The sequence below is a fragment of the Streptomyces sp. SLBN-31 genome (assembly GCF_006715395.1).
Lineage (GTDB): Bacteria > Actinomycetota > Actinomycetes > Streptomycetales > Streptomycetaceae > Streptomyces.
Genome location: NZ_VFNC01000002.1, coordinates 3,333,495 through 3,347,986, shown reverse-complemented (window position 1 = coordinate 3,347,986; position 14,492 = coordinate 3,333,495). Strand labels below are relative to the sequence as shown.

At 71.8% G+C, this 14,492-nt stretch carries 14 protein-coding genes; 5 read left to right on the top strand and 9 right to left on the bottom strand.

Going from position 1 to position 14,492, the window contains the following annotated elements; genetic code table 11:
* Nucleotide 1: 1 nt before the first annotated feature.
* From FBY22_RS35225 to FBY22_RS35205, 5 genes are all read right to left on the bottom strand, one after another.
* Entirely contained in the window at nucleotides 2-895 is an 894-nt protein-coding gene (locus FBY22_RS35225) for a carbohydrate ABC transporter permease (RefSeq protein WP_142152019.1), read from the bottom strand.
* Between the two features lie 2 nt (nucleotides 896-897).
* Nucleotides 898-1,866 carry a carbohydrate ABC transporter permease gene (locus FBY22_RS35220; protein WP_142152018.1) on the bottom strand — a complete coding sequence of 323 codons (969 nt, stop codon included), beginning with the start codon at nucleotides 1,864-1,866 and terminating at the stop codon, nucleotides 898-900.
* On the bottom strand, nucleotides 1,867-3,228 hold the full coding sequence (locus tag FBY22_RS35215) for an ABC transporter substrate-binding protein (protein WP_174267338.1): 1,362 nt from the start codon (nucleotides 3,226-3,228) through the stop codon (nucleotides 1,867-1,869).
* A 58-nt stretch (nucleotides 3,229-3,286) separates the two neighbouring features.
* Nucleotides 3,287-4,498: an ROK family transcriptional regulator gene (locus tag FBY22_RS35210; protein WP_142152017.1), complete on the bottom strand. Its 1,212-nt coding sequence runs from the start codon at nucleotides 4,496-4,498 to the stop codon at nucleotides 3,287-3,289.
* A 229-nt stretch (nucleotides 4,499-4,727) separates the two neighbouring features.
* Entirely contained in the window at nucleotides 4,728-5,822 is a 1,095-nt protein-coding gene (locus tag FBY22_RS35205) for a mechanosensitive ion channel family protein (RefSeq protein WP_142152016.1), read from the bottom strand.
* Nucleotides 5,823-6,144: 322 nt separating this feature from the next.
* On the opposite strand from FBY22_RS35205, the gene FBY22_RS35200 reads away from it, so the two are divergent.
* On the top strand, nucleotides 6,145-6,681 hold the full coding sequence (locus tag FBY22_RS35200; RefSeq protein WP_142152015.1) for an HNH endonuclease: 537 nt from the start codon (nucleotides 6,145-6,147) through the stop codon (nucleotides 6,679-6,681).
* Between the two features lie 97 nt (nucleotides 6,682-6,778).
* On the opposite strand, the gene FBY22_RS35195 is transcribed toward FBY22_RS35200, so the two are convergent.
* The 3 genes from FBY22_RS35195 to FBY22_RS35185 are packed head-to-tail and all read right to left on the bottom strand — an operon-like array spanning nucleotide 6,779 to nucleotide 9,359.
* Nucleotides 6,779-8,137, bottom strand: coding sequence for an FtsX-like permease family protein (locus FBY22_RS35195; protein ID WP_142152014.1), 1,359 nt, complete (start codon nucleotides 8,135-8,137; stop codon nucleotides 6,779-6,781).
* Nucleotides 8,134-8,829, bottom strand: coding sequence for an ABC transporter ATP-binding protein (locus tag FBY22_RS35190; RefSeq protein WP_142152013.1), 696 nt, complete (start codon nucleotides 8,827-8,829; stop codon nucleotides 8,134-8,136). The genes FBY22_RS35195 and FBY22_RS35190 overlap by 4 nt, the downstream gene beginning before the upstream one ends.
* Nucleotides 8,826-9,359: a PadR family transcriptional regulator gene (locus tag FBY22_RS35185; RefSeq protein ID WP_142152012.1), complete on the bottom strand. Its 534-nt coding sequence runs from the start codon at nucleotides 9,357-9,359 to the stop codon at nucleotides 8,826-8,828. Before FBY22_RS35185 ends, FBY22_RS35190 begins: the two co-directional genes overlap by 4 nt.
* Nucleotides 9,360-9,543: 184 nt before the next feature.
* Between FBY22_RS35185 and FBY22_RS35180 the strand changes: the two genes are divergently transcribed.
* The 3 genes from FBY22_RS35180 (at nucleotide 9,544) to FBY22_RS35170 (ending at nucleotide 12,223) form a co-directional block, all read left to right on the top strand.
* Nucleotides 9,544-9,774, top strand: coding sequence for a hypothetical protein (locus FBY22_RS35180; protein ID WP_142152011.1), 231 nt, complete (start codon nucleotides 9,544-9,546; stop codon nucleotides 9,772-9,774).
* Nucleotides 9,775-11,886 carry a 4-alpha-glucanotransferase gene (gene malQ / locus FBY22_RS35175; protein WP_142152010.1) on the top strand — a complete coding sequence of 704 codons (2,112 nt, stop codon included), beginning with the start codon at nucleotides 9,775-9,777 and terminating at the stop codon, nucleotides 11,884-11,886. It begins immediately after the preceding gene.
* Nucleotides 11,887-11,959: 73 nt separating this feature from the next.
* Complete coding sequence (locus FBY22_RS35170; RefSeq protein ID WP_142152009.1) at nucleotides 11,960-12,223, top strand: hypothetical protein; 264 nt, start codon at nucleotides 11,960-11,962, stop codon at nucleotides 12,221-12,223.
* Nucleotides 12,224-12,307: 84 nt separating this feature from the next.
* Here FBY22_RS35170 and FBY22_RS35165 read toward each other — a convergent pair whose 3' ends face one another.
* On the bottom strand, nucleotides 12,308-12,904 hold the full coding sequence (locus FBY22_RS35165) for a TetR family transcriptional regulator (protein WP_142152008.1): 597 nt from the start codon (nucleotides 12,902-12,904) through the stop codon (nucleotides 12,308-12,310).
* Nucleotides 12,905-13,046: 142 nt separating this feature from the next.
* Between FBY22_RS35165 and FBY22_RS35160 the strand changes: the two genes are divergently transcribed.
* Nucleotides 13,047-14,492, top strand: coding sequence for an FAD-dependent monooxygenase (locus FBY22_RS35160; protein ID WP_142152007.1), 1,446 nt, complete (start codon nucleotides 13,047-13,049; stop codon nucleotides 14,490-14,492).

Here is a 14,492-nt window from a genome sequence, read left to right as displayed (position 1 = left end):
TCTAACCCTTCACTCCGGTGAGCGTGACGCCCTCGACGAACGCCTTCTGGGCGAAGAAGAACACGAGGATCACGGGGGCCATGACCAGCACGGTCGCGGCCATGGTCAGGTTCCAGTCGGTGTGGTGCGCGCCCTTGAACGACTCCAGGCCGTAGGACAGGGTCCAGGCGCCGGGATTCTCCGACGCGTAGATCTGCGGGCCGAAGTAGTCGTTCCAGGCGTAGAAGAACTGGAAGAGGCCCACGGCGGCGATCCCCGGTCTGGCCATCGGGATCACGACCTTCAGCAGGGTGCGCAGGTCGCCGCAGCCGTCCACCTTCGCGGCGTCGATGTACTCGTTCGGGATGGTCATCAGGAACTGGCGCAGCAGGAAGATGGAGAACGCGTCGCCGAACGCCATCGGGATGATCAGCGGCCACAGCGTGCCGGAGAGGTCCAGCTGCTTCGCCCAGAACAGGTACATCGGGATGATGATCACCTGGGGCGGCAGCATCATCATGGAGATGACCAGCATCAGCGACAGATTGCGGCCCCGGAAGCGGAACTTGGCGAGCGCGTACGCCACCGGGATCGACGACGCGACGGTGAGGACCGTGCCCAGCCCCGCGTAGATCAGGGTGTTCTTCCACCAGGTCAGAAAGCCGGGGGTGTCGAAGACCTTCTTGTAGTTGCCCCATTCCCAGGTGTGCGGGATCAGGTCCCGGCTCAGGGCCTGGGTGTCGCTCATCAGGGAGGTCAGGAACACGAACACGAAGGGCAGGACGAAGAAGAGCGCGGCGGCGACGCCGAGGGAGTGGACGGCTATCCACTGCAGCAGCGACCTGCGGCGGGCGGTGCGTTCGGCGGGGGAGACCGGCGCGTTCAACCGCACCGGCCGCTCCAGGACTTGGGTCATGGTCAGTCACCTGCCAGGTTGAGACCGCCCCGGCGCCGCATCAGGAACGCGGTGAACGCCATGGACAGGGCGAACAGGACGAGGGCGACGACACACGCGGAGCCGTAGTCGAAGCGCTGGAAGCCGAGGTTGTAGACGAGCTGGGGGAGGGTCAGGGTCGACTTGTCCGGGTAGCCGGGCTCGAACTGGGTGCCCGCGCCCTGGATCACGCCCGAGGCGACCTTCCCCGCGATGAGCGGTTGCGTGTAGTACTGCATGGTCTGGATCACGCCGGTGACGACGGCGAACATCACGATCGGCGAGATGTTGGGAAGGGTCACGAACCGGAACCGCTGCCAGGCGGATGCCCCGTCCAGCTCGGCCGCCTCGTACTGCTCCCGCGGTACGTCGAGCAGCGCGGCCATGAAGATGACCATCAGGTCACCGATGCCCCACAGGGCGAGCAGGGTGAGGGCCGGCTTGGACCAGGAGGGGTCGTTGAACCAGCCGGGGGCCGGGATGCCCACCTTCTCCAGGATCGAGTTGACCGGGCCCGTGCCGGGGTTGAGCAGGAAGGCGAACGCCATCGTCGCGGCCACCGGCGGGGCGAGGTAGGGCAGGTAGAACAGGGTGCGGAACACCCCGGTGCCCGTCTTGATCTTGGTGATCAGCATGCCGACGCCGAGGCCGAACACGACCCTCAGGCTCACCATGACCAGCACCAGCCACAGGGTGTTGCGCAGGGCCGGCCAGAAGAAGGGGTAGTGCTCGAAGACGTAGGTCCAGTTCTTCGTGCCGCTCCACGTCGGCGGTTTGAAGCCGTCGTAGTGCATGAAGGAGAAGTAGACCGTCGAGATCAGCGGGTACGCGAAGAACACCGCGAAGCCGATCAACCAGGGCGACATGAAGGCGAGGGTGCGCAGTGCCTTTTTCCGCCGCTTCGCGGCGAGGCCGGACCTGCGGCCCTTCGACGTCAGGGTGATCGCGGACATCTACTTCGCCTGCGCGATGTCCGTGTCGATCTGCGCGGCCGTCTTCTTCAGTGCGGCCTTGAGATCGGTGACCTTTCCGCTCTCGTAGTCGTAGCCGAGTTGCTGGATCGTCGTGAGGTAGACGCCGCCGTTGATGGAGGCGGGCGACGTGGTGGAGTTCGGGTTCGCGGCGATGTCCAGGAACGTCTTGAAGCGCGGGTCGTACTTCAGCTTCGGCGACTTCAGGGCCGCGAGCGTCGAGGGGACGTTGTGGATGCCGTTGGAGAAGCCCACCACCGCGTCGGTGTCCGTGGTGATGTACTTGACGAACTCCCAGGCCGCGTTCTGCTTGTGACTGGTGGCGGCGATGCCGGCGATGGTGCCGGTGATGTAGCCCTTGCCGTACTGGCTCGCCTGGTCGTCGGGGACGGGCAGCGGGGCGACGCCGATGTCGAACTTCGGCTTGGCGTCCAGGGCCATCCCCAGGCGCCACTCGCCGTCCAGCTGCATGGCGACCTGACCGGTGTGGAAGGGGTGCTTGGGGCCCCACTCGTCGCCGAGCTTGGAGCGGTAGGTCTCCAGCTTCCTGAACCCGCCGAGTTCGTCCACCAGCTTCTTCTGCATCGTGAAGCCGGCCTCGAAGGCGGGGTCGGTGGCGAGCCGCGACTTTCCGGCCTTGTCGAAGTAGGTCGGTGAGAACTGCCCGAAGTAGTGCTCGGTCGTCGTCTCCCAGCCGTGGTAGTCCGGCATGAACCCGAGCTGCTTGTAGCTGTCGCCCTGGGGGATCGTCAGCTTCTTGGCGTCGGCCTCGAACTCGGACCAGGTCTTCGGCGGGGCCTTGATGCCGGCCTTCGCGAACGCCGTCTTGTTGTAGTAGAGCCCGTAGGCGTCGCCCAGCAGCGGTGCCGTGCAGCGGTCGCCTTCGAACCGGGTGTACTCGTTCATCGCCTTCGGGAACGTCGTCTCGGGGTCGATGTCCGCCTTCTTGAAGAACGGGTTGAGGTCGACCAGTGCGCCCGAGGAGCAGAACTTGCCGACGTTGTTGGTGGTGAAGGAGGAGATGACGTCCGGGGCCTTGTCGCCGCCGGTGCGCAGCGCCTGGTTGATCTTGTCGTCCGTCATGTTGCCGACGACGTTGACGTGGATGTTGGGGTGTGCCTTCTCGAAGCCGGCGACCAGGGACTTCACGGCCTTCACCTCGTTCGGCGCGCTCCAGGCGTGCCAGAAGTTGATGGTCGTGTCCTTGGAGGCGTCATCACTCGCACCGGAACTCGACTGCCCGGTGCAGGCGGTGGCGAGGAGGGCGAGGGAGGCGGAGGCGGCCAGCGCGACGGCCGCCCTCCGGGATACTTCGGGTATGACTTTCCAGGACTTTTCGGGCATGGCGAGGTCTCCCAGAGGCGCAAGGGGCTAGGGCGGGGAAGGGGGTGGAGCAGAGGGGTCAGCGCGAGGTGTCGAAGACCTCGTCGCGGGTGGTCGCGAGGGCGCTCTCCAACGCGCCCCGCAGTACGGGGTGTTCACGGACGTCGCCGACCACGAGCCGGGGCCGGGCGGCGGCCAGCTCCTCCAGCTCGGCCTGGATGAGGGCGCGCAGGACCTCGCCGCCGGCGGTCAAAGAGGCGCCGCTGAGGACGACGAGTTCGGGGTCGAGGACGGAGACGAGGGAGGCGAGACCGGTGGCCAGCCTTGTCGCGTACGTCTCCAGCAGCAGTCGGTGCGGGCCGGTGTCCTCGGCCACCGCCCGCTCCACGAGCGCGGCCGCGGCCTCGGCGTACGGGCCGGAGGGGATGGCGGCGATGCCGAGCTCGCGGGCCAGCTGCGGGATGGCCTGGGAGCCGGCCAGCTCCTGGTAGCCACCGCTGTTGGCCCTGGTCACCTGCCGGACCAGCGGCACGCCGGGAACGGGAAGGAATCCCACCTCTCCCGCGCCGCCGGTCCAGCCGCGGTGCAGCCGGCCACCGAGGACGAGCGCGGCGCCGAGGCCGCCCTCGTTCCACAGCAGCACGAAGTCCTCGTGCCCGCGGGCCGCCCCGAGCCGCTGCTCGGCGACGGCGGCGAGGTTGACGTCGTTCTCGTACTCCACCGGCATCGGCAGTGCGGCGGCGAGTTCGTCGAGCAGGGCCGGGGTGTGCCAGCCGGGGAGGTGGGAGGCGTAGCGCAGCCGGCCGGTGTTGGGGTCGAAGGCGCCGGGGGTGCCGATGACGATCCGGTGGACATCGTCCCGGGCCAGTCCCGCCGCCTTCACGGCGCCGTCGAGGGCGTCGGTGACCTGCCGGACGACGGGCTGGGCCGGACGGCGTCCCGGGGTGGGGAGCTCGTACGACCCGACGGTGCGGCCGGTGACGTCGGCGACGGCGGCCAGGATGCGCTCGGGGGTGACGTCGAGCCCGGCGGCGTACGCGGCGGCCGGGTTGACCTCGTACAGCTGGGCGTTGGGGCCGGGCCTGCCCTCGGTGGTGCCGGTGGCGAGCACGAGCCCGGCCGCCTCCAGGCGGGCCAGGAGCTGGGAGGCGGTCGGCTTGGACAGGCCGGTGAGCTTGCCGATCCGGGTGCGGGACAGCGGGCCGTGCTCCAGGAGGAGGTCCAGCGCGGCGCGGTCGTTCATGGCGCGCAGGACGCGCGGGGTGCCCGGCGTACCGGCGGTTCCTGCCATGGGTCGACACCTGCCTCTCGACTGCCCAGCTTCTCAGTGACCCGGGACGGAAGTCCATCCGGTGATCATCGTTCGATCAGCGGCCGGAGATCACTGTTAGGAAAGTTTCCTATTGGCTGGAAAGGAACGTAAGCCCGGGGCGAAGGGGGCGTCAAGAGAAACCGCCCCCGAGGCAACAGAGTCGTTACCTCGGGGGCGGTGCGGTACGGGTGGGGCTGGTCCTCGGCCGTTACTTCGGCGCCGACCGCTGCGCCCCTATCGGCGAAGCCGCCGCCGACTGGGCCGAGTCCGGGTTGGCCAGGGCCGACGGGGCCGCGACCACCGCCGTCGGGTCGGCGGCCTCCTCGTCCTCGGCGGCCGTCGCGCCGCCCACGATGCGGATGTTCGCCGCGTCGAAGGCCCGCTTGATGCGCCAGCGCAGCTCGCGTTCGACCGTGAGGGACTTGCCGGGCATGGTCTTGGCGGAGACGCGGACGACCATCGAGTCCAGCAGGACGCTGTCCAGGCCGAGGACCTCGATCGGGCTCCACAGGAGCTCGTTCCAGGGCTCCTCCGCGCTCATCTTCTCGGCGACCTCGTCGAGCGTGGCCTTGAGCCGGTCCAGGTCCTCGTCGGCCTTCACGGTCACGTCGACGCCGGCCGTCGCCCAGCCCTGGGAGAGGTTGCCGATGCGCTTGACCTCGCCGTTGCGGACGTACCAGATCTCGCCGCTCGCGCCGCGCAGCTTGGTCACCCGCAGGCCGACCTCTATGACCTCGCCGGAGGCGACGCCCGCGTCGATCGTGTCGCCGACGCCGTACTGGTCCTCCAGGATCATGAAGACACCGGAGAGGAAGTCGGTGACCAGGTTGCGGGCGCCGAAACCGATCGCCACACCCGCGACACCGGCTGAGGCCAGCAGCGGGGCCAGGTTGATCTGGAAGGCGCCCAGGACCATCAGCGCCGCGGTGCCCAGGATCACGAAGGACGCCACCGAGCGCAGGACCGAGCCGATCGCCTGCGAGCGCTGGCGGCGCCGCTCGTTGTTGACCAGCAGGCCGCCCAGCGAGGTGCCGTCGACCGCCTCCGCGGTGCGGGTCATCCGGTCTATCAGCTTGGTGATCGCCCGCTGCACGACCGCTCTGAGCACTCCCGCTATCACCAGGATGAGCAGGACCCTGAGGCCGATCGCGAGCCACGTCGACCAGTTCTGCTCGACCCAGCTGGCGGCGTTGGTCGCGCTCTGCTGGGCGTCCTGGAGCGTGGGGACCGGCACGTCGGTCGACCCCGAGGGAGACGGGGACGGCGACGAACCGGCGGCCAGTAGGACGGCGGGCAAGGACACGGCGGGTACCTCCAGGTGCAGCGGTCCGCCCTCCGGCACGCGACGCGGTCAAGGTCACGAAAAGGTCACCGGAAGGGCAGGCCCACCACACTATCGGGGCACGGTGTGCGAATCCCTGCCATCTTCTGAGGAGAGTCCGTGCACACCCCCGGTTGAGCAGGCGGGATAAACCGATCCCGGTCCGGGGGATGAATGAGATGTGGTCGAAAACACTCCCAGCCCGTTACCGGGACATGGTGGCGCTTCCACCAGGCATGAGGGGACACTGACCACAGATCGTCCCGGCGCGAGCCACGCGCCGCCGACGCCCAAGGAGGCATCCGTGCCGCATGTCCTGGTCCTCAACGCGTCGTACGAGCCACTCGGCGTCGTACCGCTCCGCCGCGCGCTCGTCCTCGTCCTGGAGAACAAGGCCGTCTCCCTCGAGGAATCCGGCGCCTTCATGCACAGCGCAACCGTCACAGTCCCCGCACCCAGCGTGGTCCGGCTCAAGCGATTCGTCCGGGTTCCCTATCGGGGGCCCGTTCCTCTCACCCGCCGCGCGCTCTTCGCACGCGACGGAGGCCGGTGCATGTACTGCGGTGGCGTCGCAACCAGCGTCGACCACGTCATCCCGCGCAGCCGCGGGGGCAAGCACGTCTGGGACAACGTGGTGGCCTCGTGCCGCCGCTGCAACCACGTCAAGGCCGACCGGCACCTGTTCGAGATCGGGTGGCGGCTGCGCCACAAACCCGCACCGCCCAGCGGCCTGGCCTGGCGCATCATCGGGACCGGTCACCGGGACCCGCGCTGGCTGCCGTACCTGCAACCGTTCGGCGCGGACGACGCCCTGGCCCGGATCGACGGCATCTCCGCCTGAGTTCCGGGCCTTCGCACACCCTGCCCACAGGGACCGCGGCAGCGTGTGGTGTCCGGCCCGGGAGCCCCCCGTGCTCCCGGGCCGCACCGTCACGCGCTCACGCGTAGCGCAGCTCGGCGGGGTGGAGGGAGCGGCGCAGCAGGGGCAGTGAGCACGCCGCCGCCAGCAGACAGGCCGCGTAGACGGCGACGGGGATCAGCAGGGGCAGGTACGGCATCGGCGCCACGACGGTGTCGGAGGCGAGCGAGGCGTACCAGGCGCCGATCCCGAAGCCGCCGACGCCGGCCACCGCGACCGCGGGCGCCAGTGGCAGCGCGGTCTCCAGGAGCAGGGCCCGGGCCAGCACCGCCCGCGGCACGCCGGCCGCTACCTGTGCGGCCATGCCCCGGCGCCGGGTGGCCAGGGACTCGGCGGTGCCGACGGCGAGCGCCGTCAGGACGAGCGCGAGGCCGACGAGGATCGCGGCGGCCGTCAGATCCAGGCCCGTCGTGTAGTAGGACAGGGGAGCCGCCAGGGAACCCTCGCCGGTCCTGCGGTGCAGCTCCCTGAGCAGGACCTGCCGGACCCCCGCGAAGCCGGAACCGAGGATCGTCACGAGCAGTACCCCCGCATGCGTCCGGGCGGCCGCCCAGGGGTCCTCGCGCAGCCGCTCCGCCGCGATCAGGACCGCCGGGCGCCGGGTGCGTGCGGCCAGCCCCTCGCCCAGCTGCCGGGAGGAGGAGCCGGTCAGCCACACCGCGGTGCAGCTGAGCAGCAGCGCCAGGACGAACACCGCCACCGGACCGAAGTCGAAGAGGGAGGAGTCGCTGAAGACCGGGGCCACGAGGATGACCAGGGTGGTCGCGGCGAGCAGGCAGGTCACCGTCCGGAACAGCCGCCCCGGAGCCCGCGTGGGCCGCGTCCGCCGCACCCGGCCCAACGGCGAGTCCACCACCCGGCGCAGGGCCAACGCGCTCACGGCGGCCCCCAGGACGGGTACGGCCACGGCGACCGCGGCGATGCCGGTCCAGGCGGCGGGGTCCGGATGCCGCCACAGGCGCGACAGCAGCGGTACGGCGACGACGGCTGCCGGCACCGAACCGGCCAGGCAGGCGAGCCCCGACTCCAGCGCCGCGATCCGCCGCGTCTGCCAGGGCGTGGCCCCCGCCAGGCGCAGCGCCGCCAGCCGCCGGTCACGGTGCACCGCGCCGATGCGCGCGCACTGGCCGAGGAACCCCAGCACCGGGATGAGCAGCAGGCCCAGCGCGACGCTCACGTTCCCCCGGTCGCTCGCGGAGTCGAGCAGCCCCGACCCCACGGACACGGAGTAGTACCCCTCCAGCGAGGTGAGCACGACGATCGCGCACCCGATGCCCGTCACCAGGGCCGCCCCCACGGCCGTGAGCAGCACTCGCCACCACTCCCGTCGGTCCGAGCCCCGGGTGAGGAGCCAGGCCAGGCGCAGGTCGGTGCTCATGCCGTCACCCCCGCGACCGCGACGGCGCCGTCGGTCAGCCGGACCTCGCGGTCCGCGTACGCCGCCACCTGGTCGTCGTGCGTGACCAGCAGGACGGCCGTGCCCGCCTCGCGGGCGGTGTGGGCCAGGGCCGTCATGACCTGTTCGGTCGCCAGGGAGTCCAGCGCCCCCGTCGGCTCGTCCGCGAAGACGACGCGCGGGCCGGTGACCAGGGCCCGCGCCAGGGCCGTGCGCTGGGCCTGGCCGCCGCTCATCTCGCCCGGGCGCAGCTCCCCCTGGCCGCGTACGCCGAACCGTTCCAGCCATTCGCCGGCCCTCGCCCGGGCGTCCCCGCGGGCGGTGCCCGCCAGCATCAGCGGCAGGGCCACGTTGTCCAGCGCCGTCAGCTCCGGGATCAGCTGACCGAACTGGAACACCACCCCGAAGTCGGACCGCCGCAGTTCGCTCAGCCGCTTCTCCGGCAGCCCGTCCAGACGCTGCCCGGCATACGTCACGGAGCCCGCGTCGGGCCGGACGATCCCGGCGAGGCAGTGCAGCAGCGTGGACTTCCCGCTGCCGCTGGTGCCGGTCACGGCGAGGATCTCGCCGGCGCCCAGCTCCACCGAGGCGCCGTGCAGGGCCTGGGTCCTGCCGTACGCCTTGGTCAGTTCGCGGGCCGCCAGAAGCGGCACCGCGCTGTCCCCCTTGCTCATGCTGCGTCGACCTCCGCGGTCAAAGTGGTGAGCCGGGCCGCCGTCGTGATCATCCAGCGGAGGTCGGCGTCGAGGTGGTTGAGGGCGTAGTCCGCCGAGAGCACGGTCGCCAGATCGGCGCCCTTGGCGGTCTTCACCGCCGTGAGCTCCCGCATCCGCTGCAGGTGCGCGGCACGCTGGGCCTGCAGATAGGCCTCCGCGTCGCCGCCCGACAGGATCGACACGACGACCTTGGCGAAGATCTCGTTCGTCACGAAGGGCGCGGGCGGAGCGATCTCCCCGGCCCAGCGCGCCAGTTCACGCGACCCGTCCTCGGTCGAGCGGTACGTCGTCCGCTCCGGCCCGCCGTCCGCGCCGGTGCCCTCCACTTCCGCGAGTCCGTCGCGGACCAGGCGCTGCAGGGTCGTGTAGACCTGCCCGTAGGCCAGCGGACGGGCCTGCGGGAAACGTTCGTCGTGCCGTCGCTTCAGGTCGTAGCCATGGCTCGGCCCCGAGGCGAGCAGCCCCAGCAGGATGTGGCGGGTGCTCATGCCGATCATTATGCACTCGATACATGTACTGAGTGAATAGCGAGTGGACGGGCAGTCGTCGGTGTCCAAGTGGCGCAGAATGTGACAAGAGGCACCTAGTTCCTTCCCGTACGTCTGCCACCGCGTGCACTGGGTAGGGCTGCGGTAATCCGAAAGGTCGTCGTACCCGACAAGGAGGCCCCTCGTGGCCGCACCGGCACACCCCCTCTCCAAACCCGTGGCGCAGCTGCCGTCCCCGGCACACGAACCGCACTTCTGCGTGTTCAGCGCCGAGGGTGCCCGCGCCGAGATCCCCCTCACCAGTGAGCCGCCGCTGCCCGACGCCGAGCCCCTGACCAGCGAACCCCCGCTCTCCGACGCGCCGCCCCTGACCAGCGAGTCGGCGGCCGTCGAGCTGGAAGCCGCGAGGCCCTAGATGACGACGCAGGGGCCGGCCGAACCGCCCTCCCACGAGCTGTCCCGCCTCGCCGAGCTGCACGGCGTCGCCACCTCCTACAGCCCGTCCCCCGACCGTACGGTCCCCGCCTCTGCCACCGCCGTCACCCTCGCCCTCGCCGCGCTCGGCGTCGACGCGAGCACCGAGGAGGCGACCGGTGCCGCGCTCGCCGCCCGCGAGCGCGAACTGGCCGCACGGCTGCTGCCGCCGACCGTGGTGCGCTGGGCGGACGCCGAGTCCCCCGCGCTCGCCGCCCTCCCGGCCGGCACCCGGCTGCACATCGAGACCGAACAGGGCGAGACGCGTTCCTCCGCCGACCGGCTCCCGCCCGGCGTCCACCGTCTGACGGCCACCGCGCCCGACGGCCGCACCGCAGAGGCCCACCTGGTCGTCGCCCCGCCCCGGCTGCCCACGCCCACGTCACGCTCGTACGGCCTGCTCGTCCAGCTCTACTCCCTGCTCTCCCGGCGCTCCTGGGGCATGGGCGACCTCGGCGACCTCGCCGAGCTCACCGCCTGGGCCGGGCGCGCGCTCGGCGCCGGCTTCGTCCAGGTCAACCCCCTGCACGCGGCCGTGCCCGGCGCCCCCACCGACCCCTCGCCCTACCGCCCCTCCTCCCGCCGCTTCCCCGACCCCGTGCACCTGCGCGTCGAGGACGTGCCCGAGTTCGCCCACGTCCAGGACCCCGAGCGGGTGCGAGGGCTGCTGGAGCGGGCCGGGCGGCTGCGCGAATCGGTGCTGGACAAGGGCGCGTTGATCGACCGGGACGCCGTCTGGGAGCTCAAGCGCGAGGCACTGGAACTGGTCCACGCCGTGCCGCTCGGACCGGGGCGGCGCGCCGCCTACGCCGACTTCCTCGCCCGGGAGGGCGAGGCCCTGGAGGACCACGCCACCTGGTACGCCCTGGCCGAGGTGCACGGGCCGGACTGGAGCGGCTGGCCCGAGGGGCTGCGCGACCCGCGCTCGCCCGAGACCGCCCGCGCCCGCACCGAGCTGATGGACCGGGTCGACTTCCACTGCCGTCTCGCCTGGCTCACCGACTCCCAGCTCACCGCCGCCCAGCGCACGGCCCGTGAGGCCGGGATGCCGGTCGGGATCGTGCACGACCTGGCGGTCGGCGTGCATCCCGGCGGCGCCGACGCCTGGGCGCAGCAGGACCATTTTGCCGCCGGGATGTCGGTCGGCGCACCCCCTGACGCGTTCAACGCGCGCGGCCAGGACTGGGGCCTGCCGCCCTGGCGCCCGGACCGCCTGGCCGAGTCCGGTTACCAGCCGTACCGGCGCCTGCTCCAGGCGCTCTTCCGCTACGCGGGCGCCCTGCGCATCGACCACGTCATGGGCCTGTTCCGCCTCTGGTGGGTGCCCCAGGGGCATCCGCCCACCGAGGGCACCTACGTCCGCTACGACGCCGAGGCCATGCTCGCCGTCCTGGTGCTGGAGGCCTCCCGGGCGGGCTCGGTCGTCATCGGGGAGGACCTGGGCACGGTCGAGCCCGGCGTACGCGACCGGCTGCGTGAACGGGGCGTGCTCGGCACGTCCGTGCTGTGGTTCGAGCGCGACTGGGAGGGCGACGGCCGCCCCCTGCCGCCCGAGGCCTGGCGCGCCGACTGCCTGGCCACCGCCACCACCCACGACCTGCCGCCGACCGCCTCCCGCCTCACCGGCGACCACGTCGAACTCCGCGACCGGCTGGGGCTGTTGACCCGGCCTGTGGCGGAGGAGCGGGCCGAGGCCGCGGCCGACGCGGGGGAGTGGCTGGCGTTCCTCGCCCGGCTCGGCCTGCTCGACGGCACGGGAGGCGCCCACGGAGCCTCCGAGGAGGAGGCCCGTATCCAGGCCGTCCACCGGTTCCTGCTGCGCACGCCCGCCCGGATGGTGGGGGTCTGGCTGCCGGACTGCGTCGGCGACCGCCGGCCGCAGAACCTGCCCGGCACGTGGGACCAGTACCCGAACTGGCGGCTGCCGATCGCGGACGCCGAGGGCAGGCCGGTGACGCTGGAGGAGCTGGCGGGCAGCGGGCGCCTGCACGCCCTGCTGGAGGTGGTGCGGGACGCGGGTTCCGGCGGGCGGGGCCGGCGCGCGTCCGGATGACCGGGCGGCCCCCGAGGTCCCCGTACGGCACCCCGGACGCGCGGCTCCGAACGGCGTTGGATACTTTTGGCCCGTGGACAAGAAGAACGCCCTGCGCGCCGGCGCCCTGGCCTCCGGCACGACGCTGATGATGCTGCTCATGTCGTCCCCCGCGCTCGCGCTCAACCGCGACGACGGCGACGACCCCGGCAAGGGCCTGAGCGTCATCGAGACGCTGGGCCTCTACGTGGCCCTGCCGATCGCCCTGTTCGCGGTCATCGCGGGCCTGGTCATGGTGCTGGACAGGTCCCACGACAGGCAGGACCGGACCAGCCGCAACGTCGACGTCAAGGCCTGATCCGACGGCTTTCCCCGAGGGCGCCGACCTCGCCGCACGCACGCGTATCCACCCGCGTGCGGCGAGGTCGGCGCCCTCGTGCGTTCAGGGGCTCGGCGCGGTCAGGTACCGCTGCAGCGTGGGCGCCAGCCACGCCTCGATCTCCGTGCGGTGCAGCGCCACGGCCGGCGGGATCCGCAGGACGTAGCGGGTCAGTGCCAGCCCGAGCAGCTGCGTCGCGCACAGCGCGGCACGCGTCGGCACCTGTTCCGGGTCCGGGCACACCTGGCGGGTGACCGGCAGCAGCTGGTCCCGGAAGATGCCCTGCATGCGGTCGGCCCCGGCCCGACTGGCCGCCGCCACCCTCAGCAGGGCCGTGAGCTCCTCGTTCTCCTCCCACATGCGCAGGAAGTGCCGGGTCAGGACCCGGCCGACGTCGTGCCGGGGCAGTGCGGCGAGGTCCGGCAGCTCCAGATCGACAGCGACGGCGGCCGCGAACAGGCCGTCCTTGGAGCCGTAGTAGCGCATGACCATCGAGGGATCGATCTTTGCGTCCCTGGCGATGGCCCGGATGGTCGCCCGGTCGTACCCGTCGGAGGCGAAGCGCTCGCGGGCCGCGGCGAGGATCGCGCCGCGGGTGGCGTCGGAGCGGCGGCCGGCGGCGGCGGGGCCGGCCTCGGTGCTGCTGTCACTGGCGTGCATACCGACGAGCGTAGGCCAACACGTGTTGGCCAACAAGTGTTGACTTGTTGGGTCGGATGCTTCTACTGTCGTCAACAAGCGTTGGCAAACAGTCGTTGGCAAACAAGTGTTGGCAAACAAGCGTTGGCACCAGGAGGCCCCCGTGAACGGCACCGCACCCCACCGCTCCGTGCTCGTCGTCGGCGCCGGCCCCGCGGGGCTCCTGCTCGCCGCGGACCTCGCCGAGGCCGGTGTCCCCGTCACCCTCGTCGAGAAGCGCCCCCACAGGATCAGCAACCTGTCCCGGGCCTTCGTCCTGCACGCCCGCACCCTGGAGCAGCTCGACGCCCGCGGCCTCGCCGACGAGCTGGAGCGGGCCGGCCGCCCCCTCGACCGCCTCCGCCTCTTCGGCCGCCTCACCGTGGAGCTCGACACCCTCCCCTCCCGCTTCAACCACCTCCTCGTCATCCCGCAGTACGAGGTGGAGAAGGCCCTGTACCGCCGGGCCGTCGAGGCGGGGGTGGAGTTCCGGCACGAGACCGAGCTGACCGGGCTCGCCCAGGACGCGGACGGCGTGACGGTCGAGGTCCGCGGCCCCGGCGGCGCCACGGAGTCGCTGCGGGCCGAGTACGTCGTCGGCACCGACGGCATGCGCAGCGCCGTACGGGACGCCGTCGGGCTGCCCTTCCCCGGCCGTTCGGTGATCCGGTCCGTCGTCCTCGCGGACGTGCGGCTGGCCGAGGAGCCGGACACCCTGCTCACCGTCAACGCCGTCGGCGACGCCTTCGCCTTCCTCGCGCCTTTCGGTGACGGCTACTACCGCGTGATCGCCTGGAACCGCGCCCGCGACGTCGCCGACAGCGAGCCCCTCGGCCTCGACGAGGTCAAGGAGGTCACCCGGCTCGCCCTCGGCCGCGACTACGGCATGCACGACGCCCGCTGGATGTCCCGCTTCCACAGCGACGAACGCCAGGCGCCCGCGTACCGCGTGGGCCGCGTCTTCCTCGCCGGCGACGCCGCGCACGTCCACACCCCGGCCGGCGGCCAGGGCATGAACACCGGTCTGCAGGACGCGGCCAACCTCGGCTGGAAGCTCGCCCAGGTCGTGAACGGCCACGCGGAACCGGCGCTGCTCGACACCTACCAGGCCGAGCGGCACCCCGTCGGCAAGGCGGTCCTGCGCAGCAGCGGCGGCATCGTGCGGCTGGCGATGGCCAAGGGCCGGTGGGAGCTGGGGCTGCGCAGCGCGCTCACGACCTTCCTCAACACCGTCACGCCGGCCCGGCGCAGGGCGGCCCTCCAGATCACCGGGATCGGCTACCGGTACCCGGCACCCCGGGGTGCCCACCGCCTCACCGGCACCCGCGTCCCCGACGTGGCCCTGGAGAGCGGCCGCCTCCACGAGGCCCTGCGGGGCGGCCGGTTCGTCCTGATCACCCCGGAGCCGTACGCCGGCCAGGGAGCCCGCAAGGACCGGCTGACGGTGGAACGCTGGGCGAGCGACCGCCGTACGACCCTGCTGGTGCGGCCCGACGGATACGTGGCCTGGGCGGCGGACTCGGCGGACGCGGCGACGATCGAGGACGCGCTCGCCCGCCACGTCGGCTGA

What these genes read in the sequence shown, in the direction of transcription:
- FBY22_RS35165 (WP_142152008.1), bottom strand. Translation starts at nt 12,904, where the DNA reads ATGCACGCCAGTGACAGCAGCACCGAGGCCGGCCCCGCCGCCGCCGGC.
- FBY22_RS35215 (WP_174267338.1), bottom strand. Translation starts at nt 3,228, where the DNA reads ATGCCCGAAAAGTCCTGGAAAGTCATACCCGAAGTATCCCGGAGGGCG.
- FBY22_RS35195 (WP_142152014.1), bottom strand. Translation starts at nt 8,137, where the DNA reads ATGAGCACCGACCTGCGCCTGGCCTGGCTCCTCACCCGGGGCTCGGAC.
- malQ (WP_142152010.1), top strand. Translation starts at nt 9,775, where the DNA reads ATGACGACGCAGGGGCCGGCCGAACCGCCCTCCCACGAGCTGTCCCGC.
- FBY22_RS35225 (WP_142152019.1), bottom strand. Translation starts at nt 895, where the DNA reads ATGACCCAAGTCCTGGAGCGGCCGGTGCGGTTGAACGCGCCGGTCTCC.
- FBY22_RS35190 (WP_142152013.1), bottom strand. Translation starts at nt 8,829, where the DNA reads ATGAGCAAGGGGGACAGCGCGGTGCCGCTTCTGGCGGCCCGCGAACTG.
- FBY22_RS35220 (WP_142152018.1), bottom strand. Translation starts at nt 1,866, where the DNA reads ATGTCCGCGATCACCCTGACGTCGAAGGGCCGCAGGTCCGGCCTCGCC.
- FBY22_RS35185 (WP_142152012.1), bottom strand. Translation starts at nt 9,359, where the DNA reads ATGAGCACCCGCCACATCCTGCTGGGGCTGCTCGCCTCGGGGCCGAGC.
- FBY22_RS35210 (WP_142152017.1), bottom strand. Translation starts at nt 4,498, where the DNA reads ATGGCAGGAACCGCCGGTACGCCGGGCACCCCGCGCGTCCTGCGCGCC.